Origin of the sequence: Haloarchaeobius baliensis, from assembly GCF_052060055.1 — an archaeon.
GTDB lineage: Archaea > Halobacteriota > Halobacteria > Halobacteriales > Natrialbaceae > Haloarchaeobius > Haloarchaeobius baliensis.
In genome coordinates this window covers 884,034-907,576 of sequence record NZ_JBPPFR010000001.1, presented here as the reverse complement: position 1 = coordinate 907,576, position 23,543 = coordinate 884,034, and the positions used below count along the sequence as shown (strand labels likewise).

Here is a 23,543-nt window from a genome sequence, read left to right as displayed (position 1 = left end):
ACCATACATTGGTGACTTACAATGCAGGACTACATCGAACGTGTGGCCGCGGGGGAGGACCTGACACAGACCGAGGCCCGCGAGGTCGCGGGCCACGTCTTCGAGGACGCGACCGACGCCCAGATCGGGGCGATGCTCTCCGCCCTCCGCGCGAAGGGCGAGACGGAGGCCGAGATCGCCGGCTTCGCCGAGGGGATGCGCGCGGCGGCGCGGACCATCTCGCCGAACCGGGCACCGCTGGTCGACACCTGCGGCACGGGCGGTGACGACTACGACACCATCAACGTCTCCACGACGAGCGCGCTCGTCGCCAGCGGCGCGGGCGTCCCCGTCGCCAAGCACGGCAACTACTCCGTCTCCTCGTCGTCGGGGAGCGCGGACGTGCTGGAGGTCGCGGGCGTCGACGTGGCCGCCGAACCCGCCGCGGTCGAGGCCCAGATCGAGGACGACGGCATCGGCTTCATGCTCGCGACGGTGTTCCACCCGGCGATGAAGGCCGTCATCGGTCCGCGCCAGGAGCTCGGGATGCGGACCGTGTTCAACGTGCTCGGGCCGCTGACGAACCCTGCCGGTGCCGACGCGCAGGTCGTCGGCGTCTACGACCCGGACCTCGTCCCCGTGCTCGGTCGCGCGCTCGCCCGGATGGACGTCGAACACGCCCTGGTCGTCCACGGCTCCGGCATGGACGAGATCGCCATCCACGACGAGACCGTGGTGGCGGAGGTCACCGGCAGCGACGTGGCGGAGTACACGCTCACCCCGGAAGACCTCGGACTCGACCGCGCACCCGTCGCCGCGGTCGCCGGCGGTTCGCCGGAGGAGAACGCCGAAGACCTCACGGGCATCCTCCGCGGCGACGTGACCGGGCCGAAGCGCGACATCATCCTCGCGAACGCCGGCGCAGCGATCTACGTCGCGGGCGAGGTCGACAGCATCGAGGCCGGCGTCGAACGGGCGCGCGAGGCCATCGCGTCGGGCGACGCCGCCGACCGGCTGGCGGACCTCCAGTCGGCCGTCGCACAATGACCCGGGTGAAGGTCTGCGGGCTCACCCGCGAAGCGGACGTGGACGCCGCCGTCGATGCCGGTGCGGACGCCATCGGCTTCGTCGTCGACGTGCCGGTGGACTCGCCGCGCGAGATCTCGGCCGCACGCGCCGCCGAGCTCGTCGCCCACGCGCCACCGTTCGTGACGACCGTGCTGGTGACGATGCCCGACGCACCGGCCAGGGCCGCCACCCTCGTCGAACAGATCGAACCCGACGCGGTCCAGATACACAGCGACCTGCCGCCGGGGGACGTGGCGTACCTCCGCTCGCGGGTGGACGCGAGGGTCGTCAAGCACGTCGACGCGGCCGTACCGGAGACCGCCGAGCGGTACGTCGATGTGGTCGACGCGCTGCTCGTCGACTCCATCGGCGAGGACGGCGGTGGCGGCACCGGCGAGACGCACGACTGGGCGCGTACCCGCGAGGCGACCGCCGACCTCGACGTGCCGGTCGTCCTCGCCGGGGGGCTCACCCCGTCGAACGTCGGCGAGGCGGTCGCGACGGTCGACCCGTTCGCCGTCGACGTGGCCAGCGGCGTCGAGGCCAGCGGCGGCGTGAAGGACCACGACGCGGTCGCCGCGTTCGTCGCCGCCACGCGGGAGGCGACGACCGACGGCGAGGCGGCCACGGAGCGGCCGACGGTGGAGCCATGAACGACGCCGGTTTTGCACTGGTCCCCGACCGCGACACCTTCTGCGACCTCGTCGACGACACCGCGACGGCCGAGCGGCCGGCGGTCGTGCGCGCGGAGACGACGCTCGACGTGGACAGCTCGCCGCTGGGCGCGTACGCCGCGCTCTCCGACGAGGCCAAGCACTCGTTCCTGCTGGAGAGCGCGGAGAAGACCGCCTCCAGCGACCCCGACGGCGCCTTCCGGCCCGACGACGGCGACCGTCACGCGCGCTACTCGTTCGTCGGCTACGACCCCGCCGCGGTCGTCAGCATCACCGACAACGAGGCCACCGTGACGGTCTGCGACGAGCGCTACGAGGGGCTCGTCGCGCCCGACGGCGACGACACGCTCGACACGCTTCGGTCGGCGATGCCCGACGCCGAACCCGTCGGCTTCCCCGACACCGAGCGACAGCAGCTCGGCGGCGGCCTCGTCGGGTTCCTGGGATACGAATCGGTGTACGACCTGTTCCTGGACGATGTCGGCCTCGACAGGCCGGACTCCGACGTGCCCGACGCCGAGTTCGTGCTGACGACGAAGACCCTCGTCTTCGACCACCACGCAGACGAGGTCTCGCTGGTCGTCACGCCCGTCGTCAGCGCCGACGAGGATGCCGGTCCAGTGTACGACTCGCTCGTCTCCGAGGTCGAGTACGTCGCGGGCGTGCTCGCGGCGGCCGCCGAACCGGACCCCGGCGGCTTCGTCCGGACCGGCGAGACGGCCGGCTCGCGCGAGGCGTACGAGCGCGCGGTCGGGAACGCGAAGGAGCACGTCCTCGACGGCGACATCTACCAGGGCGTCGTCTCCCGCACCCGCGAACTCGTCGGCGACTGCGACCCGCTCGGGCTGTACGCCGCACTCCGGGACGTCAACCCGTCGCCGTACATGTACCTGCTCGCCCACGGCGACCGCCACGTCGTCGGCGCGAGCCCGGAGACGCTGGTCTCGGTCGGCGGCGGGCGCGTCACCTCGAACCCCATCGCGGGTACCTGCCGGCGCGGCGACAGTCCCGTCGAGGACCGCCGGCTCGCGGGCGAGATGCTCGCCGACGACAAGGAGCGCGCCGAGCACACGATGCTCGTCGACCTCGCGCGCAACGACGTGCGCCGGGTCTCCGAACCCGGCACCGTCCGCGTCGAGGAGTTCATGAACGTCCTGAAGTACAGCCACGTCCAGCACATCGAGTCCACGGTGACGGGCGCGCTCGCCACCGATGCCGATGCGTTCGACGCCACACGCGCCGCCTTCCCCGCCGGGACGCTCACCGGCGCGCCGAAGGTCCGCGCGATGGAGATCATCGACGCGCTGGAGGACGAGCCCCGCGGCCTGTACGGCGGCGGCGTCGGCTACTACTCGTGGACCGGCGACGCCGACGTGGCCATCGTCATCCGCACCGCCACGGTCGAGCGCGGCGCGGCCGCGGACGGACAGGACCGCGTTCGCGTCCGTGCGGGCGCGGGCATCGTCGCCGACAGCGACCCCACGGCGGAGTACGAGGAGACAGAGTCCAAGATGGACGGCGTGCTGACGGCGCTCCGGCGCATCGAACGCGAACCCGAGGAGCCGGTCCCGGAGGTGCCGCGATGACGCGCGTGCTGTTCGTCGACAACTTCGACTCGTTCACGTACAACCTCGTCGAGTACGTCGAGTCGTCGCTCATCGATTCGGGCGCGGAGCCGGAGACGCTCGTCCTGCGGAACACGGCGAGCCTCGACGAGGTCCGCGCGTTCGAGCCCGACGCCGTCGTCGTCTCGCCGGGGCCGGGGCACCCGAGGAACGAGCGCGACGTGGGCGTCACGCCCGCCGTGTTCCGCGAGGTCAGCCCCAAGGTGCCGACGTTCGGCGTCTGTCTCGGACTGGAGGCCGCGGTCTACGCCTACGGCGGGAGCGTCGGGCGCGCGCCGGCCCCCGTCCACGGGAAGGCCTGGCCCATCGACCACGACGGTGCGGGCGTGTTCGCGGGCATCGAGCAGGGCTTCTCGGCGGGTCGGTACCACTCGCTGGTCGCCGAGACCGTCCCGGACTGCTTCGCGGTGACCGCGACGGCCGACCACGCGGGTGAGAATGGCACCGAACAGCTCGTCATGGGCGTGCGCCACCGCGAGCACCCCATCGAGTGCGTGCAGTTCCACCCGGAGTCGGTGCTCACGGGCAGGGGTCACGACGTGGTCGACAACTTCCTGGACTCCATCACCGACGCGCGCGGTGCCTGACCGCGCGGCCGGGGTTGGCGTTAGAAACCGAAGACGACAGGTGCGACAGCAGCCGGCAGGCCCAGCGGGTTGAAGCCGACGAGCGCGAGCGCGTAGAGGATGATGAGCGCCGCGATGGCGATGACGATCACCTTCACCGCGATGCTGTACGCCACCCGGATGATCTTGAAGATGACCGCGAGCGCGAGGATCAGGAGCACCGCCGCTCCGGCGAGCTCGATGTTCGACTGTAACGGCAGCAGGAGCATCGGGTCTACCATACCCCGACCGACACGACGCGGGGGCATAAGGATGCGGGCGAAACTAGTTGGTCCGTAACCGTCACCCCTGGTCAGTTCGGTCACGTTTCACTTTCACTTCGGTATCCGAGGGGTTATTGACCCGCCGACGCGTACCTTCGTCTAGCCACAGACAGCCGTGGCTCGGGCCACCGGAGCATCCTGACACAGTGGCCACGCTCCGAACACAACCGAGCTTTCAATAGGACAAACGAACCGTAACCTGTCCATTTATGATGGGTGCAACGGTAACGAAACTTCGTCTACGAACGATGCAAACGACATCAAACGCGACACACGGAAACGGTCGGCAGCGGGCTGCTGCCGGTGGGGAGGGACACGAATGAGTCGGTCGGATCTGTCCGCCGACGAACTCGAGCTACCGGTCAAGCGAACCGAGGGCGACACCCTCGAGGAGCGCCTGACCGCCAACGCGTACCAGAACATTCTGCCGGCGCGCTACCTGCGGAAGGACGCTGACGGCGAGCTCATCGAGGAGCAGGAGGACCTGTTCGAGCGCGTCGGGAAGAACATCGCGCTCGCCGAGGCGGTCTACGAGGCCGAGAAGCAGGACGAGACCATCACGGTGACGCCGGCCCAGCTCAAGCCGGACCACCCGCGGCGGGACGAGCTGGCCGCCGAGGTCTTCGGCACGGGAGTCACTGCCGAGGACGACGCGGAGACCGAGCTCACCATCTACAACGTCAACAAGTTCGCCTACGACACCATCGTCCCGGAGCTGCCGGCGGACGTCCGCACGCACGTCGAGGACGTCTCCACGGAGTTCCAGGAGATGATGTCGAAGCTGGACTTCATGCCGAACTCGCCGACGCTCATGAACGCGGGCGACGAGCTCCAGCAGCTCTCGGCCTGCTTCGTGGACTCCCCCGACGACGACATCGACGACATCCACCAGACCGCGAAGGAGGCCGCCCAGGTGTTCCAGTCCGGTGGTGGCATGGGCTATGCGTTCTGGCGCCTCCGCCCCTACGGTGACGCGGTCGGTTCGACCGGCGGTATCGCCTCCGGCCCGATCACCTTCATGCGGACGTTCGACCAGATGTGCGAGACCATCGCGCAGGGTGGCGCGCGACGCGGCGCCCAGATGGGCGTCATGCGCATCTCGCACCCCGACGTCATCCAGTTCATCCACGCGAAGAACAAGGACGTCTCGCTCGCCCAGACCCTCCGGCTGAACGACCCCGACGACTACACGCACACCTCCTTCGCGGACGCACTGGAGGAGGCGCGCGAGCTCATCGACGACGAGGGGAAGGTCCCGAAGCACCTCCGGAACGCCGTCGAGGGCCACCTCTCGAACTTCAACATCTCCGTCGGCGTCACCGACGACTTCATGGCGGCCCTGGAGAACGACGAGGAGTTCACGTTCACCAACCCGCGCACCGAGGAGCCCCACGTCGCCACGCCGCAGACGAAGGAGCTCTACGAGATGTTCGGCCTCGGCGAGTACGTCGAGGTCGGCGAGGTGCTCTCGATGCCCGCCGAGGTCATCTGGGAGGACATCGTCGAGGGCGCCCACGAGAACGGCGAGCCCGGCGTCATCTACTTAGAGCGCGTGAACAAGATGCACTCCTTCGACGTGGAGGAGCACCCGGACCACCGCATCCTCGCGACCAACCCCTGCGGCGAGCAGCCCCTCGAGGAGTACGAGGCCTGCAACCTCGGCCACATCAACCTCTCCACGCTGGCCGACCTCGACGCGCCGGACTGGCGCGTCTGGTCCGAACAGCACGCCGACGAGTACGAGGACATGGAGGCGGCCGTCGACGCCTTCCTCGAGGAGGCCATCGACGTCGCGGAGTTCGACCGCCGCATCGAGATGGGGACCCGGTTCCTCGAGAACGTCGTCACGATGTCGGACTTCCCCGTGAAGAAGATCGAGGAGAAGGTCCGCGCGATGCGCAAGATCGGCCTCGGCGTGATGGGACTGGCCCAGCTCTACGTCCAGCTCGGCATCGAGTACGGCTCCGAGCCCGGCAACGAGGTCGCCCGCCAGCTCATGCGCCACATCAACCACGGCTCGAAGTGGGCGTCCCACGAGCTCGCAGAGGAGCGCGGCTCCTTCGACGACTGGGGCGACTCCAAGTACGCGAACCCCACGGAGTACGCCGACTGGTTCGAGCACCACACCGGCCTCGACGCCGACGACTGGGAGGGCGGTTTCTCCATCCGGAACCACAACACGACGACCATCGCGCCGACCGGCACGACCTCGATGGTCGGCAACACGACGGGTGGCTGTGAGCCCATCTACAACGTCGCCTACTACAAGAACGTCTCCGACGACGTGCAGGGCGACGAGATGCTCGTCGAGTTCGACGACTACTTCCTCCGCGTGCTCGAGGCCAACGACATCGACGTCGACGCGGTCATGGCCGAGGCCGAGGAGCAGATGGCCAACAACGAGTTCGACGGCGTCGAGGGCCTCGACGCGGTGCCGAACGCCATCACGGAGCTGTTCGTCACCACGCAGGACCTCTCCGGCAAGGAGCACGCCGCCGTGCAGTGCGCCTGCCAGGAGGGCGTCGACTCCGCCATCTCGAAGACCTGCAACTTCCCGAACGACGCGTCCATCGAGGACATGGACGAGGTGTACCGCTACATCTACCGCAACGGTGGCAAGGGCGTCACGGTCTACCGCGACGGCACCCGCTCGAAGCAGGTGCTGACGACGCGTGCGGACAACGCCGACTTCGCCGACGAGGACGAGGCCGCCGAGCAGCTCGTCGCCCAGATCGAGGAGATCTTCGGCGGCATCGAGGGCTTCCTCGACAACGACGACGTGCAGGCCGCGCTCGACCGCGAGGTCGCCGGACTGCTCGAAGCCGCCGACGAGGGCGTGGCCTACGCCGACAAGCGCGCACGTCCGGACGTACTCCACGGCGTGACCCAGCGCATCGACACCGGCTACGGCAAGCTCTACGTCAACATCAACGAGGACGAGCAGGGTCGACCGTTCGAGCTGTTCGCCAACATCGGCAACTCGGGTGGCTTCACCGCCTCCTTCACCGAGGCGCTGGCGAAGACCATCTCGACGGCGCTCCGGTCGGGCGTCGACCCCGAGGAGATCGCCAACGAACTGGAGGGCATCCGCAGCCCGAAGGTCGCCTGGGACAAGGGCGAGCAGATCCAGTCCATCCCGGACGCCATCGGCACCGCGATGCGGCGCTACCTCGACGGCGACATCGAGCGCGCGCACTACCCGCAGCAGGCGACGCTCGACGAGACCGCCGCCGAGAAGGCCGAACGCGAGGCCGCCGCCGAGTCCCGCGAGACCGACGGCGGTGCGGTCGCACAGGACACCAGCGGCGCGGACGACGATACGCAGTCGCTCATCGACGCCGGGGAGAGCCCCGAGTGTCCCGACTGCGGGTCGATGACGCTGTACTACTCCGAGGGCTGCAAGACGTGCGAGTCCTGTGGCTGGTCGGAGTGCTAGGCTCCGGACGACAGTTTTAGCATCCGGTCCATCCTATCTCCGGGCGTGACGGCCGACGACGCCCGCACCGACCGGCGCTGCCCGATGTGCGAGGAGCACCTGTTCAAGCGCCACTGCAAGTACGTCTGTCCGCAGCACGGCGTCGTCGTCGACTGTTCTGACCCGTTCACGTTCTGAGCCCCCGATCGGCCGGGGCACGCACCGGCATGGTGACTGGCCGAAAGCACTACGTTTGTTGGCAGATTGTCATCATAGCAGTAGCCCTGACGACCCATGCCACGACCGACGATACTCGTAGTCGACGACGAGGAACGACTCGCCGACCTCTACGCGACATGGCTGGCCGAGGAGTACCGCGCCGTGGCCGTCTACGGCGGCGAGGCGGCACTGGAGACGGTCGACGACTCGGTCGACATCGTCCTGCTCGACCGGCGGATGCCCGACCTGACCGGCGACGAGGTGCTCGAACGCCTGCGCGCCGACGGCTACGACGGCTGGGTCGTGATGGTCACCGCGGTCGACCCCGGGCTCGACCTGCTGGAGCTGGACGTCCACGACTACCTCACCAAGCCCGTCTCCCGCTCGCAGCTCGTCCGGCTGGTCGAATCGTTGCGTGTCAAGAACCGCTTCGACGACACGCGACGGGAGCACGAGGAGGTCGCGAACAAGCTGGCGACGCTGGAGGACGAGCTCGACGCCGAGGAGCTGGCCGAGACCGGTGCGTACCAGCAGCTCGAGAGCCGGCTCAGAGAGGTCGGCGACGAGCTCGCCGCGGAGACCGCTGCCGCCGAGGAGCGCTTCGAGAACCTCTACGCGGAGGACTGACCACCTACTCGGCGGACTGCGCGTAGCTCCGGTACGCCGGGCCGGCCAGCAGTGCCAGCGCCGCGGCGACGGTCACCACCCCGAGCGGCAGCCCCACCGAACCCAGCCCGCCCGTCGACAGCTCCTTCGCCGAACTGCCGACGACGACCGCCGCGATCGTCCACGGGAGCTCGCCGAGCAGCGTCCCCGCGACGAACGCCGACGTCGAGACGCCGCTGACCGCCGCCGTACAGGAGACGATGTCCGCCGGGATGGGAACCAGTCGTGCGGCGGTCACCCCACGCACGTCGCCCGTCGCGCCGAAGTAGCGCTCGATGTGCCTCCGGAGGCGGCCGTCCGCGTCGTCGTCTGTGTCGGTCGGCGCCAGCGTCCCGCCGTCGAACCACCGCGTCGCGTAGAACGGGACGAGCGACGTGCCGACCACGGCCACGAGCGCGACCGGCACCCCAAGGGCGACGCCGTAGCCGTAGCCCACCACGACCGCCAGCAGCGTCGCCGGCCACGCGAGGAACGGGCGGACGGCGTAGAGGGCGACGAGGACGCCGGCGAACGCGACCGGATCGTTCGCTATCGTCGCGACGTACCCCATCGCCGCATCCGGCGACGTGAGCAGGCTCGCGATCACGACGCAGGCGACGACCGCGCCCGCCAGCGCCCGCCGACCGAACTCGACTCGCATCGTGTGCCCGTCTGCGTTCGACGGCCTACCCTGTTTCGGTCCTATCAGTCGTTGGATTCCGTAGAACCGGGACTGCAGGATTCACTGCTCGAAACGGGAACGCGAACAGCCAGAAAGCCCCGGCAATCGTGATACTCTCTGGAACCGCGAACAGCCAGAAAGCCCCGGCAATCGTGATACTCTCTGGAACCGCGAACAGCCAGAAAGCCCCGTCAATCGTGATACTCTCTGGAACCGCGAACAGCCAGAAAGCCCCGTCAATCGTGATACTCTCTGGAACCGCGAACAGCCAGAAAGCCCCGGCCGTCTCGACTCCCGCGACTCGCTGCGCGCTTCACTCCGTTGCAGTGCTTGCTTCGTCGAGGTTCGTCGAGACGGCCGCCCCTTTCAGCCCCACCCGGCCGCGACCGCATCGCACCTCACTCCTCCCCAGCCTCCTGTGGTGCTCGCTGGCGCTGCGCTCCTCGTCCCTCGCACGAATGGCTCGACGCGCTCCCTTGCGGTCGCGCAGTCTCGCCAGTCGCGCGCCACGTGGGAAGTCAAGTTACGTCGCAGAAGCAGCGGGGCGAAGAACGCAGGTGGTCGGTATCTCAGGGACGCGGCGCGGCCTTCTGGAGTGCGGTCTCGGCGATGTTGCCGGCGTAGTCGGCCGAGCGCGACAGTGAGTCGACGACGAGTCCGATGGACTGGGCGGTGTGGGGGTCGCGCTCGCGCAGGAGCTCGTCGATGGTCCGGGTGTGCTCGTCGATGTCGAGGATGCTCTCGCGGGCGGTGTTGGCGAGACGGGTTGCCTCGTCGCTCTCGTCGGCGAAGAGGGCGTCCATCGCGTGTTCGAGGACCTCGGCGGAGTCGTCGTGGAGTTCGAGGAGGGCCTCGCCGAGCTCGCCGTCGATCTCCTCCATGTTGAGCGCGTGGGAGGCGATCTTGGCGGCGTGGTCGCCGATGCGTTCGAGCTGACGGGCGCTGGAGTGGTAGTCGAAGCAGGTCTCGCGCGGGAGGCCGAGCTCCTCGGCGGCACGTGGCGAGCGCAGGGTGGCGCGGAAGATGCGGGAGACGACGAACCAGAGGCGGTCGACGTCGTCGTCGCGCTCGCGCACGTCGCGGGCCATGTCGTCGTCGTCCTCGACGAGCGCGACGACGGCGTCGTGCAGCATCGACTCGGCGATGAGGCGCATCCGGGTGACGGCGTTGTGGATGCTGAGTTCGGAGGAGTCGAGCAGGTCCTGGATGACGACCTTGTCGCCGGTCTCCTCCAGCACCTCGACGCCGACGAGGCTCTGGGTGGCCTCGCGGATGGCCCGGCGCTGGTCGGTGGTGATGCGGTTTGCCTCCAGCGAGATGATGTCGAAGCCGGAGACGTACATCGTCATCACCGCGCGCGTGAGTCGGTCGCCGTCGAGGTCGGACACGTCGAGGTGGCCCTTCGTCCGCTGGACCTCGCTCTGGGGTGTCAGCAGCAGCGAGTCGTCCTCGGGGTAGAACTCGACCGTCGTCCCGGCCGAGACACCGTTGTCCGTCGCCCACGACTTCGGTAGCGAGACGGTGAACGTCGAACCACCAGTGACCTGGACCTTGCGGGTCTCCATGTGGGGTCGTCCGGTGGGGTACAAAATAAATCTGCCTGTTCCTATATATTCCGCTACGACGGCGACACCAGTAACGGAATACTATTGCGTGACTGTAGCCGTATTTCGGCGAAATAGCGGTCCGGAGCAGACCACCGGTTCGGGCCCGGTTACGCCCACTGCACCGCCAGCATCGGCAGCGTGTCCGATTTCCGGTGTGCCCCCGTCACGTGTGGCGGTATCCCGACCGTTCTTCGCCCATGTGAGTACACAGCACTCAATTACGGTATGTATATCTATATATTTATCATAGCAGGGTATTTATTCGGATGTCGCCCTGTCTCCGGTAATGGCAGACGACCGCTTCAGCCGACGTGAATTCGTGGCAGCCACAACGAGTACGGTCGGAGCACTCGCACTGGCCGGGTGTACCGAGAACCAGAGTTCCGACGGCGGCGGCGACGGCCTCTCCGGCACCATCGACATCGCGGGGTCCTCGACCGTCTTCCCGCTCTCGACGGCGATGTCTGAGCGGTTCAAGAACGACCACGACGGTGTCGAGTTCAACCTCCAGTCCACCGGCTCCGGTGGCGGCTTCGCGAACCACTTCTGCCCCGGCCGCACCGACTTCAACAACGCGTCGCGCCCCATCCAGCCCGACGAGGAGAGCGCCTGCGCAGAGAACGGTGTCGAGCCCGTGGAGCTGACGGTCGCGACCGACGCGCTCACCGTCATCGTCAACAACGACGCTGACTGGGTCGACTCGATTACCGTCGAGGAGCTCGGGACCCTCTGGTCCGGTGACGAGCAGCCCGAGACGTGGGCCGACGTGAACTCGGAGTGGCCCGACGAGCCGCTCGAACTGTACGGCCCCTCGGACGCCTCGGGGACGTACGACTACTTCATCGAGGCCATCCTCCACGCCGGCGACAGCGAGGTGACCCACCGCCAGGACTACTCCGCGACCGAGCAGGACCGCACCATCATCCAGGGTGTCGAGGGCTCCGAGTACGCCATCGGCTACATGGGCTACGCCTACTACAGCGAGAACACCGACCGCGTGAAGGCCCTCGCCATCGACAACGGGGATGGCCCGGTCGAGCCCTCGCTGGAGACCGCGAAGTCCGGCGAGTACGCGCCCCTCTCCCGGCCGCTGTTCACCTACCCGAAGAAGTCCGCCCTCGCGGAGGAGCACATCGCCGAGTTCGCCCGCTACTGGATCGAGAACTCGACCAGCCAGGAGATCGTCGCCGACGAGGTCGGCTACGTGCCCCTCGACGACGACCAGCAGTCGGAGCAGATGGACGCCCTCGAGTCCGCCATCGAGGAAGCGAACTCCAGCTGAGACGGCGCTGACGGCCGAACGAAGCGCTTTTTCACTACTAGCGGAAACACGAACGACAGCCAATGAGCACGGACGACCTCACAGAAGACCTCACACGGAACACGGCAAACGCGCCCCCGGAGCTGCTGACACGCTCCTTCTTCTTCCTCTGTGCCGTTCTCTCCATCTTCACGACGGTAGCCATCATCGTGCTGCTCGTGACGGAGGCGGCCAAGTTCTTCACCATCACCGCGCCGCTGGTGGGCATCGAGGGGGAGACCGCGTCGGTCGTCGAGTTCCTCACCGGTACAGAGTGGATAATCGGCGAAGGCAAGTTCGGCGTCCTGGCGCTCGTCACCTCGACCATCATGGTGACGCTCGGCTCGGCCATCATCGCGCTCCCGCTCGGCGTCGCGACGGCCATCTACCTCAGCGAGTACGCCGACCCGCAGATCCGGTCGGTCCTGAAGCCCGCACTCGAGATCCTCGCGGGCATCCCGACCGTCGTCTACGGCTTCTTCGCACTCATCTACATCACGCCCGCGCTGCGAGTGGTGTTCCCCAGCATCGGCACGTTCAACCTGCTGTCGGCGAGCATCGTCGTCGGCATCATGATCATCCCGATGGTCGCGTCCATCAGCGAGGACGCGATGTCGGCGGTGCCCGACGATCTCCGGCAGGCCGGCTACGGGATGGGCGCGACGAAGTTCGAGGTGTCGACCGGCATCGTCGTGCCGGCGGCGCTCTCGGGCATCCTCTCCTCGTTCATCCTCGCGCTCTCGCGGGCCATCGGCGAGACGATGGCCGTCACCGTCGCCGCGGGCGCCCAGGCGAAGTTCCACAACCCGTTCAACCCCGCCGCGTATCTCGACGGCGGCTCGCCGATGACCGCGACGATGGTCAACCTGCTCACCGGGGACATCACCGGCGGCGGGCTCGCCTACCGGAGCCTGTTCGCCATCGGGCTCACCCTCTTCGTCATCACACTCGTCATGAACGTCATCAGCGAATGGATCGCACAGCGGTACAGGGAGGAGTACTGAGATGGCGACGGAAGAACGCAGAAGCTACGCCGACGGGTTCGGACAGGTCAGCCGTACGGTCGGGACCATCTTCCGGTACCTGCTGCTGGCGTCGACCCTGTTCGGCCTCGTCATCCTGTCGATACTGCTGGTGTACGTCGCCAACGACGCCATCCAGCCGCTCACCGCCGACGCCGGCTGGCACCTCACGTTCCTGCTCACGTTCGTCCTGCCGACGCTCGTGACGGCGGGCTACCTCGCCACGGCTGACGTCGGCGCGCTCAAACTCGGCGCGACGACCGTCGGGTTGCTCGTCGTGAGCCTGCTGTTCAGCGGCGGCGTGGCCATCATCTTCGTCGAGGTGCTGCCCGCGCTCGTCTGGTTCGCCTACGTGCTCGCCTTCGCCGTCCCGGTGGCGGTGACAGTCGCCCTCCAGCAGCGGAGTCACCGGATCCCGTTCATGACCCGGTTCGTGGTATCGGGCCTCGCATTCTACGGCTCCCTGTTCGGCTTCCCGGGCATCATCGGCGACGTCGCCGGCCTCCCCCAGGTCGTCCCGAGTCTCGCCGCCGTCGTCCAGTCCTCGCCGGTCGTCCCGCTCGACTGGGTGCTGTTGATGCTGACCATCGGCGTGTTCGCGGCGACGCCCGTCGCGCTCTATGCGTCGAGCATCAGTGACCGGCGCACCGGCCTGTCGATGGGCGTGGTCGCCCTGGTCGCGATCGCCGCGTCGGCGTTCGTCGGCCCGGCCGCGTTCGGCGTCGGCTCGGTGCCGTCGGTCATCCTCGCGTCGGTCGCCGTCGTCCCGACAGCGGCGTTCGTCGGCGGCGCATTCACGACGCGTCCCGACGAACGCGTCGGACTGGCCCTGCCGGCGGTCGTCGTCGGTGGCGCGCTGCTCGGCGAGTTCGTCGTCGACACCGTCGGCTACGCCGGTCCGCAGTCCTGGGTCGACTGGCAGTTCCTGACCAGCTCCCACAGCGGCACCGCGGCCGACGCCGGCCTCTACCCGGCCATCGCGGGCTCCATCCTCCTGATGGTGACCGTCGCCGCGCTCTCGTTCCCCATCGGCGTCGGCGCGGCGCTGTACCTGGAGGAGTACGCCCCCGACAACCGTTACACCCGGTTCATCGACGTGAACATCTCGAACCTGGCGGGCGTGCCGTCGGTCGTCTACGGCCTGCTCGGACTCGGCCTGTTCGTGACCCGGCTCGGCCAGCCGGCTGGCACCATCCTCGTTGGCGGCGCGACGCTCGCGCTGCTCATCCTCCCCATCGTCATCATCTCCGCCCGGGAGGCCATCCGGTCGGTGCCCGACGAGATGCGCCAGGCGTCCTACGGGATGGGCGCGACGCGCTGGCAGACGATGAAGAACGTCGTCCTGCCCCGGGCGTTCCCCGGCATCCTGACCGGGACCATCCTCGCGCTCGGCCGCGCCATCGGCGAGACGGCACCGCTCATCATGATCGGCGCACCGAACGTACTCTACTCGTTCCCCAACTCGTTCGACTCCGCGGTGAGCGCGATGCCGCTGCAGGTGTACAGCTGGGCGAGCTACTTCGCGACGGCGGACTTCTACCAGAAGGCCGTGCCGGCCGGTGTCGTCGTCCTCGTCACCGTCCTGCTGGCGATGAACTCCATCGCCATCGTCTTGCGCAACAGGTATCAGCGAGAAACGTGACCAATGAGCCAAGAGAACATGAGTAACGACAACGTGGAATCGGCGACCGAGGACCCGACGGACGACGACATGCTCCTCGAGACCGACGTGACGTCCGGGCTCGAAGAGGGCAGTCAGGGCTCGCGGACGACCCACGAGCGGACCATCGTCGAGGCCCGGAACGTCAACGTCTGGTACAACCAGGACCAGGCGCTCCGGGACATCTCGATGCAGGTGCCCGAGAACAAGGTCACCGCGATGATCGGCCCGTCGGGCTGTGGGAAGTCGACGTTCCTCCGGTGCATCAATCGGATGAACGACATGATCGACGCCGCACGCGTCGAGGGCGAGCTCTACCTCGGCGAGAAGAACGTCTACGACGACGACGTCGACCCGGTGGCGCTGCGCCGCCGTGTCGGCATGGTGTTCCAGAAGCCGAACCCGTTCCCGAAGAGCATCTACGACAACGTCGCCTACGGGCTGAACATCCAGAACATCAGCGGCGACCACGACGCAATCGTCGAGGAGTCACTGAAGCGCGCCGCGCTCTGGGACGAGGTCAAGGACCAGCTCCACGAGTCCGGCCTCGACCTCTCCGGCGGTCAGCAGCAGCGGCTCTGCATCGCACGGGCCATCGCACCCGACCCGGAGGTCGTCCTGATGGACGAGCCCGCGAGCGCGCTCGACCCCGTCGCCACCTCGAAGATCGAGGACCTCATCGACGAGCTCGCCGAGGACTACACCGTCATCATCGTCACCCACAACATGCAGCAGGCGGCGCGCATCTCCGACAAGACCGCCGTCTTCCTCACCGGTGGGGAGCTCGTCGAGTTCGACGACACGAAGAAGATCTTCGAGAACCCCGACAACGAACGCGTCGAGGACTACATCACCGGCAAGTTCGGATGAGCAACGCAACGCACACCACCCCCACCACGCTCTGATTCACCAATGGCACGACAGAACTACCAGGAGAAACTGGCTAGTCTCGAAGAGGACGTCCTCTACATGAGCGAGGTCGTGGTCGACCGACTGCGGACCGCGCTCACCGCCCTCGAGAACAAGGACGAGGACGCCGCGTGGGAGGTCATCGACGGCGACAGCGAGATCAACTCGCTCTACCTCGACATCGAACAGCAGTGTGTCGACCTGCTCGCCCTCCAGCAGCCCGTCGCCGGCGACCTCCGCTTCATCGCGGCCTCGTTCAAGATCATCACCGACCTCGAACGGGTCGGCGACCTCGCGACGAACCTCGGCGAGTACACGCTCGACGCCCGCCACGACGTCTACCCCGAGGTCGACGTGCAGGCGATCGGCGACCAGACCGTCTCGATGGTCGAGCGGGCGATGGAGGCCTACGCGGCACAGGACACCGACGCCTGCTTCGACATCAACGAGAGCGACGACGAGCTCGATGCGATGTGCGAGCACGCGAGCCAGACCGTCGTCCGCGACCTCATCGAGAGCGAGCTCGACGACGGCACCGAGGTCGAGACCGTGCTCGAGGACGTCTCGCGGCTGCTGCTCACGGTGCGCGACCTCGAGCGCATCGGCGACCACGCGGTGAACATCGCCGCGCGGACGCTGTACATGGTGGAGAACGACGACGAACTGATCTACTGACTCAGCAACTCACGTCGCTGGTCCACACCTCGCCCTCGGCCGGCGGCGAGACGCCCGGAACCTCGGCCAGCCGCGGAGCCACCATCTCCCACCAGGCTGCCGGGTCGTCGTAGCCCGCGTTCTGTGTCGGGAACACGTACTCGACGAACTCCGATTCGACGACCGGCCCCTCCTCGACGACGAACTCGAACGCCGCACGGACGGCGTCGCGTCGCCAGTCGCGCATCATCTCGCTCGTGCCCGGGACCGACAGCTCCGCGAGTGCCTGTTCGGCTCGCTCCTCGAGGTCTGCCCCGGCCTCGGCCGGCCGGTACCAGGCGGTCACGGTGCCGTGCCCACAGTCCAGCTCGCGCCGGGCGAGCGCGTCCCGTTCACAGAGCGTCCGACACGTCTCGTCGACGCGCTCGCCCGCGGCGTTCAGCTCTTCGGCGAGCGACGCCGTCGTCTCCGGTGCGTGCCCGTCGAACGCCGCAAGCACGCGCTCGGATGTGAGCTGGACCGACGCCCCACCAGCGGTCCCACGTTCGTTCTGGCTCATGGGTACTCCCACGTAGCCGAACCATATTATTTTTTCCCACGGTGAAACGGCAAGAAACGAGGAGTATCAGCTGGATAGCCTAAGTTTTAGATAGGGGGATGTCGTGATTTACGCCGATGACGGACCTGACATGCGGCCGTGGATGGTGCACAGCGTTGACGGGTGGTGTTCTGTGAGTTCGTTGACAATCGAGGTGGACGACCCCGAGGACGCCTACGAGAACCTCCGGGCGATGCTGGAGGCTGCTCCCGTCGAGTTCTCCCAGATCACGTCGGTCCGACTCGAGCTGGAGTACGACTCGAAGGCCGAAGCCGACGAGCCCGACACGACCGACGCCACGGACGAGGAGACGGGGACGACCGCCGCAGGCTTCACCGACCCCACGGCGCTCGCATCACCCGAGGACGACTCGCCGTCACCCCCGATAGACGACGCCGAGACGGCCGACGAGCCCACGGTGGGGCAGGCCGTCGACGGCGCGGACGAGATCACGTTCCGGAAACCCGGTGACGACGGGGACGACCAGACGTCCGTGTTCGGGAACCCCACCGAGACCACCGGCACCGACTCCGTCTTCTCGACACCCGAGGACGCCGTCAGCTTCGAGGAGCCCGACGCGAACGCCGACCAGCCCGGCGACGCCAAGACCACGGAGGACGGTCGCCCCCTCGGCGACGCGGTGGACCGCAGCACCGCAGGCACCGGCGCTGCCGGGTCCGCCGACGAGTCGCCGTCGAACGCCACCGGCGGCCAGCAACGCACGGTCGACCCCTCGCCCCAGACGTACAACAAGGTCGTGCGACTGCTCCAGAACCGCGACTTCCCCATCGAGCGGGGCGAGATCGAGGACGTCGCCGTCGGCGCGTACGACGTGAACATCGAGGAGTGTCGCGCCGTCATCGACGCCGCCATCGACAAGGGCCTCGTCGCACAGGACGGCTCACAGCTCGTCGACCCGACGGAGTAGCCGACACTCGCTGTTTCCCCGCTTCCGCGCCACCGTCAGCAGAGCCGCTCGGCTCGTGACGACGTGGGAATGGCCGGACTCGTCACTCGCTGGCGTTCGTTCCTCCACGTCAGAAGTGGCCGGGGCGGGCTCCGAACTTCCGATGCACTCCTCACTCCGTTCGTCGTGCATCGACCTCCCACTCGCTACGTTCGCGGGAGCCGCGAGCGGGTTCTCCGCCCGCACCCGGCCATCTACGGCGTCGCCACTCGCCTGTCGGCTCGTGACGACTTGAGAATGGCCGGGGCGGGCTCCGAACCCGCGATCTCCGCATGACCCAGGTTCGAGGCTCGGCGGGCCCCGAGGTCACGCGTAAGCCTTCCAAGGCTCTGGTACCGCACCGAATCTCTGAAACCCTATGAGTGCGGCGCTATGTCCAGCTAAGCCACCCGGCCTCACTCCCTCGTTACCGGGTGGACGACTTAAGCCTTCTCAACTGTTCCCCGGGCTGTCCTGCGGTCGCATGGCTCCCGGCCTGCGGTTAGACAGCCCCACGGATTTATACCGTGGGGTGGTAAAGCAGTGAGCATGGACGTCCCGGGCATCGTGGAATCGGCGCTGGAGGGCGAAGATATCGCCGCCGAAGTCTCGCTCGGGGGCGAGAACGCCCTCTACGTGACGCCGACCCGAACACTCATCTACCAGTCAGAGGGGTTCCTCAGCGACGAGTCCGTCGACGAGTACCCCCACGACGCACAGCGGATGACCGTCAAGGAGGGTCGCCGCAAGACCCGCATCAGCCTCGACTACTCCCTCGATGGAACCGAGGAGTTCACCGTCCCCTCCAACGCCACCGACGACGTGGTCCACCCCGTACTCGCCGGTGTGTTGAACGCGAGCGGCGTGACGGACCCCGACGAGAAGGTGACACGCACGTTCCGCCTCGACGAGCTGACGCTCGTCATCACCTCCGCGCGGCTCGTCAAACACGTCGGGAGCGCCGTCTGGGACGAGGACTACGAGGAGTACCACTTCGCGGACGTGACCGGCCTCGACTTCGAGGACGGCAGCGTCGCCACCCAGCTCGTACTGACCGTCGACGGTCGGCCCGAACGGATGAAGGTCTCGAACGACCGCGCCGCCGAGGTGAAGGAGTACCTCCAGCGCTCGCTGTTCTCGTACTACGGCGTGTCCTCGCTGGACGCGCTGAACGAGGCCGTCGCACCCGAGGAGGCAGACGAGGCCGACGAGCCAGCGGCCGTCGACTTCGGCGAGGGTGTGGACCCACTCGACGCCGGCAACACCGTCCAGCCGGACGACGGTGGAGAGGCCACAGCACCCGACCCGGCACCGCCACAGGGCGACCCGCTGGACACCGACCAGGGAACGGCCGCCAGCGCGGACCCCCAGCCCCAGGCCGCCGAGCAGCCCGCTGCGGAGTCGGGCGCAGGTGGCCAGGGTGGCGAGGCAAGCCAGCCGAGTACGGACCAGCCCGCCACCGGCCGGTCCGCCGCAGGCCGGTCGCAGGCGAACCAGACACAGCCGCGCTCGGAGCCGGCCGAGACGCAGCAGCCCGAGACGCAGCAGCCCGAGGATCGGCAACCGGAACCCCAGCAGGACCCGCAGGGGGAGCCGGCAGACCCCGAGGGCGTGACGGACGCCGTCCAGCAGGAGTCCGCACCTACAGCGACGGGGTCGTCGGCTCCCACAGAGTCGTCGGCCGCCACGGAGCCACCAACCGCCTCGGAGTCAGCAACCGACACCGCCGAGGCGACCCCGAACGAGGTCGCGTCGACGGTCGAGGAGGCCGTCGAGGACGACACCGGGGGCGAGGACACCGACGACGAGGACGACGAGCCGCTCTCGGACTCGAAGTTCGCAGAGGCCGGCTTCCAGCCAGCGACCTCCGCCGGCGACGAGGAACTGCTCGAACGCATCGAGACGCTCGAGTCGAAGGTCGACCACCAGAACGAGCTGCTCCAGCGCCAGCAGGACCTCCTCCACCAGCTCGTCGACGAGCTCAGCCGCGGTCGGTAGCGCCGTCGACTCAGTCCCGCCCGGTGACCTTCCGCACGCACTCCGGCCCGAACGGGCCGAGCTCGCCCGCCTCCAGCTGGACGAAGTGCCCCGTCGAGATCGACGCCCCACAGCGACGGCACTCGTAGTCGCCCTCCCGGCGGACCACGTCCGCGGTCTGGCTGACGAAGCCACTGCTGCCGGTGGTCTGTACGACGCCGTCCTCGCGTTCGATGACCCCGCGCATCACCGCCGTATCGAGGATCTCGCGGACGGTGGCGGGGTCCCGGGTCACCGTCTCGATGCGGTCCATCGCCTCGGCGAGTGCGAGCTCGTCGTCCTCCAGCTTCGAGAGGAGCTCCACGCCGAGTTCGACGCGCTCGTCTGCCATCGTCCTGATGTGGGACGGTGGTGTGATTAAGGCTTGTGAGCGTCCGCCGAGGAGCGGCCGGACTCCCGGTCGGAATCGCCACAGCTGGTTGCCATCGCTCTTTAAGTCACAGGCGGCCATCGGGTCGGACATGACCGTCTACGAGACCGACGTCCCCGGCGTCGGCCGGAAGTTCGAACTCGAGGTCGGCGGAGGTGCCCGACTGGTCGTGCTGATGCACCACGATGGGCGTCGCGAGCTGTTCCACCGACCGAGCCCCGACGCCGACAGCCAGCGCATCGCCGACGTGGACGGCGAGACCGCCCGCCAGCTCGGGGCCATCCTGAGCGGCGCGTACTTCCAGCCCATCGAGCTGGACCGCACGCAGGTGCCCCTCGGCGAGGCCATCCTGGAGTGGGTCGAGATCGGCGAGGACGCCACCATCGTCGGGCAGACGCTCTCCGGCTGTGACGTGCGGAACCAGACCGGTGTCTCCGTCATCGCCATCCAGCGCGGCGACGAGACGCTCCCGAACCCGGACCCGGGCGAGACCATCACGGCAGGCGACATCCTCGTGGTGCTCGGTACCCGGGAGGAACAGCAGGCACTGCAGGAGTTCGTCGACCAGTAGGATGGCCTCGGGACTCCTGCTGGAAGCCGGGCTCGCGATCACCGTACTCGCCGTTGCCGGGACGCTCGCGTACCGCCTGGGCCAGTCGGTCATCCCGGCGTACATCGTCATCGGACTGGTCGTCGGGCCGAACGCCCCGGAGGTCGCCGGAGTCTCCTTCGCGGTGCTGCAGCGGCACGAGTTCGTCGACCTGCTCGCCGAGCTCGGGGTCGTCCTCCTGCTCTTCTTCATCGGCGTGGAGTTCAGCATCGACCAGCTGCTCGCGAACCGCGAGAGACTGGCGGTCATCGGCGGCATCGACCTCGTCGTCAACGCTGCCGTCGGCGTCGCCATCGGGCTCGCGTTCGGGTTCACGCCGGTCGAGGTCGCGTTCGTCACCGGGATCGTCTACATCTCCTCGAGCGCCATCGTCACGAAGTCGCTCATCGACCTCGGCTGGGTCGCCGACCCCGAGGCGGAGGTCGTCCTGGGCACGCTCGTCGTCGAGGACCTCGTCATCGCGGTCTACCTCGCGGTGCTCTCCGCGCTCGTCCTCGGCGGTGGTGGCGGCGCGGCGCTCTCCGCGGTCGCAATTGCGCTCGGGTTCATCGCGGTGCTCGTCGTCGTCGCGAGGGTGGGGACACCCGTCATCCAGCGCGCCCTCGCTGTCGACTCCGACGAGCTGTTCGTGCTGACGACGCTGGGCGTGGTCGCGCTCGTCGGCGGGCTGGCGCTCCAGCTCGGCGTCAGCGAGGCGGTCGCCGCGTTCTTCGTCGGGACGGCCGTCAGCGCGACGGACGCCGTCCACCGCGTCGAGAAGCTGCTCTCGCCCGCCCGCGACCTGTTCGCGGCCATCTTCTTCCTCGCCATCGGCTTCCAGACCGACCTCGGCGCGCTCTCCGGCACGGCGCTCACGCTGCTCGCCGTCGCCGTCGTCGTCACCTCGGCGAGCAAGCTCGTCAGCGGCTACTGGAGCGGACTCCGGTACGGGCTGAGCGAACGACGTGCCCGCCGGGCCGGCATCGCGCTCGTCGCCCGCGGGGAGTTCTCGCTGGTGCTCGCCGCGCTCGCACTGGAGGTCGGCACCGGCGCGCTCGCCGACGTCATCCCCGCGTTCGCCGTCGGCTACGTGCTCGCGATGAGCGTTCTCGGGACCGTGCTGATGAAGTCGGCGCCACGGTTCGAACGGTACTTCGAGGAGCAACCCGCGGAGACGGACGAGTCGGTCGAGGGCGCCTGACTCAGGACTCGGCTTCGACCGCCGCCACCAGTACGTCCGCTGCCCGCTTGACCGCCGCGCCGGACTCGACGAACAGTACGACGCGGGGCGGCTCGACCGCCTTCGGGCGGACACGGAGGTCGACGGTGCCGTCGGCCGCCGTCGCCAGTGCCTCGGCCCGCTCGACCGCGGCGTCGAGACCCGTCCGGAGTTCGACCCGCGTGCGGTCCGGCTGGACGAACACCTCGGCGACGGCCTCGCCGTCACAGGTCACCCGATAGGCGAGCGCGCCGTCGACCGTCGGCGCCACGTCTCGGTCGGCGTCGACGACGGCGAACCGGGCGAAGGTGCCGTCCTCGCGGCCGTCCAGCTCGGAGGAGAGCAGCTGGGCGATGCGGACGCCGTCGGTGACCCGGTCCTCGACCATCCTACGTCCCCTCCTCGTCGTCGCTCGCCAGCTCGGCGACGGCCTTCTCGCGTACGTCGCTCACGTCCAGTCCGTTCCGGCGGGCGTACACGACCGCGGCGGCCTCGATGGTCACGTCGAGCTCGCCCTGCAGCTGGTTGATCTCGCCCACCGCCTCGTGCTTCTCGTGGCCGTCCGCGACGAGGTCGTCGAGCACCTGCTCGAACGCCGAGCGCGAGCGCAGGACGTCCTCGCCGGGGACGAACCCCTCCGGCACCGACACCGACGACGGGTCGAACGTCGGGCGCAGCCCGCTGTCGTCGCGCTCCAGCAGCCCCTCGCCCGTCGCCACGTCGACCAGCCGCTTCGCCTGATCCGGCGAGAACCAGTCGCGGTCGAGCGACAGCGCGACCACGAACTCGTTCTCGGCGAGCTCGTCCTTGCCGCGCTGGCGGAACGGCGCGGCCACGGCGACGCGGAGACTCATGTCTCGCCGGTCGGCCGAGGACGGCCTAAACCCTCCGATTCGGCCCGTGCCAAGTCGAGCGATTCAAGTAGCTCCTGGGACTCTTGCCGGGTATGCAAGACCAGGGACGCTCCACCCGCAAGCGCACCGGTGGGCGACTGCGCCCGATCCGCAACCGAAAGAAGCACCAGCTCGGCCGTCTCCCCACGGAGACCCAGGTCGGCGAGCCGCGATTCCGCACCGTCGACACGCGCGGCAACACGACGAAGACCCGCGCCCTCGCGACCGACGTCGCCAACGTGAACAAGGGCGGCGAGACCGTCGAGGCCACCATCGAGGACGTCGTCGAGAACGACGCCAACCCGAACTACGTACGCCGGAACATCATCACGAAGGGCGCGCTCATCGAGACCGACGCCGGCACCGCCCGCGTCACCTCACGTCCCGGCCAGACCGGCCAGGTCAACGCCGTCGCCGTCGACGAATAAGCGGCTCTCTCTTCCCGTCTCTCTCGGAACTCGCGTAGCGACAGGTGTGCTTTCGGTTTGCTTCGGTTTCCAGATTTTCCAGGTGGCGCGCGGCTGGCGAGCGTGCCGAACGAAG

General features: G+C 68.3%; 24 protein-coding genes and 1 tRNA gene. 17 read left to right on the top strand and 8 right to left on the bottom strand.

Annotation, left to right across the window (positions count from 1 at the left end; translation table 11 throughout):
* The first annotated feature begins 21 nt into the window (after positions 1–21).
* The 4 genes from trpD to trpG are packed head-to-tail and all read left to right on the top strand — an operon-like array spanning position 22 to position 3,933.
* Entirely contained in the window at positions 22–1,026 is a 1,005-nt protein-coding gene (gene trpD, locus ACSG06_RS04650) for an anthranilate phosphoribosyltransferase (protein WP_440989101.1), read from the top strand.
* The gene (locus tag ACSG06_RS04645; RefSeq protein ID WP_440989100.1) at positions 1,023–1,700 is read left to right on the top strand and encodes a phosphoribosylanthranilate isomerase; all 678 of its coding nucleotides are present in this window, start codon (positions 1,023–1,025) and stop codon (positions 1,698–1,700) included. Before trpD ends, ACSG06_RS04645 begins: the two co-directional genes overlap by 4 nt.
* Positions 1,697–3,307, top strand: a complete 1,611-nt coding sequence (trpE, locus tag ACSG06_RS04640) for an anthranilate synthase component I (RefSeq protein WP_440989099.1) — start codon at positions 1,697–1,699, stop codon at positions 3,305–3,307. The genes ACSG06_RS04645 and trpE overlap by 4 nt, the downstream gene beginning before the upstream one ends.
* Positions 3,304–3,933: an anthranilate synthase component II gene (trpG, locus tag ACSG06_RS04635; protein WP_440989098.1), complete on the top strand. Its 630-nt coding sequence runs from the start codon at positions 3,304–3,306 to the stop codon at positions 3,931–3,933. The genes trpE and trpG overlap by 4 nt, the downstream gene beginning before the upstream one ends.
* Positions 3,934–3,953: 20 nt before the next feature.
* On the opposite strand, the gene ACSG06_RS04630 is transcribed toward trpG, so the two are convergent.
* Positions 3,954–4,193 carry a hypothetical protein gene (locus ACSG06_RS04630; protein WP_440989097.1) on the bottom strand — a complete coding sequence of 80 codons (240 nt, stop codon included), beginning with the start codon at positions 4,191–4,193 and terminating at the stop codon, positions 3,954–3,956.
* A gap of 361 nt (positions 4,194–4,554) precedes the next feature.
* Between ACSG06_RS04630 and ACSG06_RS04625 the strand changes: the two genes are divergently transcribed.
* The 3 genes from ACSG06_RS04625 to ACSG06_RS04615 all read left to right on the top strand — a co-directional run bounded on the left by ACSG06_RS04625 (position 4,555) and on the right by ACSG06_RS04615 (position 8,496).
* Positions 4,555–7,671: an adenosylcobalamin-dependent ribonucleoside-diphosphate reductase gene (locus tag ACSG06_RS04625; RefSeq protein ID WP_440989096.1), complete on the top strand. Its 3,117-nt coding sequence runs from the start codon at positions 4,555–4,557 to the stop codon at positions 7,669–7,671.
* A 45-nt stretch (positions 7,672–7,716) separates the two neighbouring features.
* Positions 7,717–7,848, top strand: a complete 132-nt coding sequence (locus ACSG06_RS04620) for an HVO_2523 family zinc finger protein (protein ID WP_440989095.1) — start codon at positions 7,717–7,719, stop codon at positions 7,846–7,848.
* A 96-nt stretch (positions 7,849–7,944) separates the two neighbouring features.
* On the top strand, positions 7,945–8,496 hold the full coding sequence (locus tag ACSG06_RS04615) for a response regulator (protein WP_440989094.1): 552 nt from the start codon (positions 7,945–7,947) through the stop codon (positions 8,494–8,496).
* 4 nt (positions 8,497–8,500) lie between these two features.
* On the opposite strand, the gene ACSG06_RS04610 is transcribed toward ACSG06_RS04615, so the two are convergent.
* Together ACSG06_RS04610 and ACSG06_RS04605 are read right to left on the bottom strand one after the other, a co-directional pair.
* Positions 8,501–9,175, bottom strand: a complete 675-nt coding sequence (locus ACSG06_RS04610) for a TVP38/TMEM64 family protein (protein WP_440989093.1) — start codon at positions 9,173–9,175, stop codon at positions 8,501–8,503.
* A gap of 590 nt (positions 9,176–9,765) precedes the next feature.
* Complete coding sequence (locus ACSG06_RS04605) at positions 9,766–10,761, bottom strand: PhoU domain-containing protein (RefSeq protein WP_440989092.1); 996 nt, start codon at positions 10,759–10,761, stop codon at positions 9,766–9,768.
* Positions 10,762–11,089: 328 nt separating this feature from the next.
* Here ACSG06_RS04605 and ACSG06_RS04600 point away from each other — a divergent pair, with 328 nt between their 5' ends.
* The 5 genes from ACSG06_RS04600 to phoU all read left to right on the top strand — a co-directional run bounded on the left by ACSG06_RS04600 (position 11,090) and on the right by phoU (position 16,369).
* Complete coding sequence (locus ACSG06_RS04600; RefSeq protein ID WP_440989091.1) at positions 11,090–12,085, top strand: PstS family phosphate ABC transporter substrate-binding protein; 996 nt, start codon at positions 11,090–11,092, stop codon at positions 12,083–12,085.
* A 62-nt stretch (positions 12,086–12,147) separates the two neighbouring features.
* Positions 12,148–13,107, top strand: a complete 960-nt coding sequence (pstC, locus tag ACSG06_RS04595) for a phosphate ABC transporter permease subunit PstC (protein ID WP_440989090.1) — start codon at positions 12,148–12,150, stop codon at positions 13,105–13,107.
* A gap of 1 nt (position 13,108) precedes the next feature.
* Positions 13,109–14,767: a phosphate ABC transporter permease PstA gene (gene pstA, locus ACSG06_RS04590; protein WP_440989089.1), complete on the top strand. Its 1,659-nt coding sequence runs from the start codon at positions 13,109–13,111 to the stop codon at positions 14,765–14,767.
* Between the two features lie 18 nt (positions 14,768–14,785).
* Entirely contained in the window at positions 14,786–15,655 is an 870-nt protein-coding gene (gene pstB, locus ACSG06_RS04585) for a phosphate ABC transporter ATP-binding protein PstB (protein ID WP_440989088.1), read from the top strand.
* Between the two features lie 42 nt (positions 15,656–15,697).
* On the top strand, positions 15,698–16,369 hold the full coding sequence (gene phoU / locus ACSG06_RS04580) for a phosphate signaling complex protein PhoU (protein ID WP_440989087.1): 672 nt from the start codon (positions 15,698–15,700) through the stop codon (positions 16,367–16,369).
* A 1-nt stretch (position 16,370) separates the two neighbouring features.
* Here phoU and ACSG06_RS04575 read toward each other — a convergent pair whose 3' ends face one another.
* Positions 16,371–16,907 carry a hypothetical protein gene (locus ACSG06_RS04575; RefSeq protein ID WP_440989086.1) on the bottom strand — a complete coding sequence of 179 codons (537 nt, stop codon included), beginning with the start codon at positions 16,905–16,907 and terminating at the stop codon, positions 16,371–16,373.
* Between the two features lie 172 nt (positions 16,908–17,079).
* On the opposite strand from ACSG06_RS04575, the gene ACSG06_RS04570 reads away from it, so the two are divergent.
* Positions 17,080–17,874 carry a hypothetical protein gene (locus ACSG06_RS04570; RefSeq protein WP_440989085.1) on the top strand — a complete coding sequence of 265 codons (795 nt, stop codon included), beginning with the start codon at positions 17,080–17,082 and terminating at the stop codon, positions 17,872–17,874.
* A 277-nt stretch (positions 17,875–18,151) separates the two neighbouring features.
* Here ACSG06_RS04570 and ACSG06_RS04565 read toward each other — a convergent pair.
* Positions 18,152–18,308: transfer RNA gene (locus tag ACSG06_RS04565), tRNA-Met, on the bottom strand.
* Positions 18,309–18,441: 133 nt separating this feature from the next.
* Here ACSG06_RS04565 and ACSG06_RS04560 point away from each other — a divergent pair.
* A complete protein-coding gene (locus tag ACSG06_RS04560) occupies positions 18,442–19,890 on the top strand; it encodes a DUF7115 domain-containing protein (RefSeq protein WP_440989084.1) in 1,449 nt (482 codons plus the stop codon).
* A gap of 10 nt (positions 19,891–19,900) precedes the next feature.
* Here ACSG06_RS04560 and ACSG06_RS04555 read toward each other — a convergent pair whose 3' ends face one another.
* Positions 19,901–20,260: a DUF5830 family protein gene (locus tag ACSG06_RS04555; protein ID WP_440989083.1), complete on the bottom strand. Its 360-nt coding sequence runs from the start codon at positions 20,258–20,260 to the stop codon at positions 19,901–19,903.
* 130 nt (positions 20,261–20,390) lie between these two features.
* Here ACSG06_RS04555 and ACSG06_RS04550 point away from each other — a divergent pair, with 130 nt between their 5' ends.
* Both ACSG06_RS04550 and ACSG06_RS04545 read left to right on the top strand, forming a co-directional pair.
* Entirely contained in the window at positions 20,391–20,870 is a 480-nt protein-coding gene (locus ACSG06_RS04550) for a cation:proton antiporter regulatory subunit (protein ID WP_440989082.1), read from the top strand.
* Between the two features lies 1 nt (position 20,871).
* Positions 20,872–22,089 (top strand): cation:proton antiporter, encoded by a 1,218-nt coding sequence (locus tag ACSG06_RS04545; protein ID WP_440989081.1) that lies wholly within the window; start codon positions 20,872–20,874, stop codon positions 22,087–22,089.
* A 1-nt stretch (position 22,090) separates the two neighbouring features.
* On the opposite strand, the gene ACSG06_RS04540 is transcribed toward ACSG06_RS04545, so the two are convergent.
* Positions 22,091–22,495 carry a DUF7993 family protein gene (locus tag ACSG06_RS04540; protein ID WP_440989080.1) on the bottom strand — a complete coding sequence of 135 codons (405 nt, stop codon included), beginning with the start codon at positions 22,493–22,495 and terminating at the stop codon, positions 22,091–22,093.
* Position 22,496: 1 nt separating this feature from the next.
* Positions 22,497–22,961 carry a DUF2240 family protein gene (locus tag ACSG06_RS04535; protein ID WP_440989079.1) on the bottom strand — a complete coding sequence of 155 codons (465 nt, stop codon included), beginning with the start codon at positions 22,959–22,961 and terminating at the stop codon, positions 22,497–22,499.
* 92 nt (positions 22,962–23,053) lie between these two features.
* Here ACSG06_RS04535 and ACSG06_RS04530 point away from each other — a divergent pair, with 92 nt between their 5' ends.
* On the top strand, positions 23,054–23,428 hold the full coding sequence (locus ACSG06_RS04530; protein WP_440989078.1) for a 30S ribosomal protein S8e: 375 nt from the start codon (positions 23,054–23,056) through the stop codon (positions 23,426–23,428).
* The last annotated feature ends 115 nt before the right edge of the window (positions 23,429–23,543 follow it).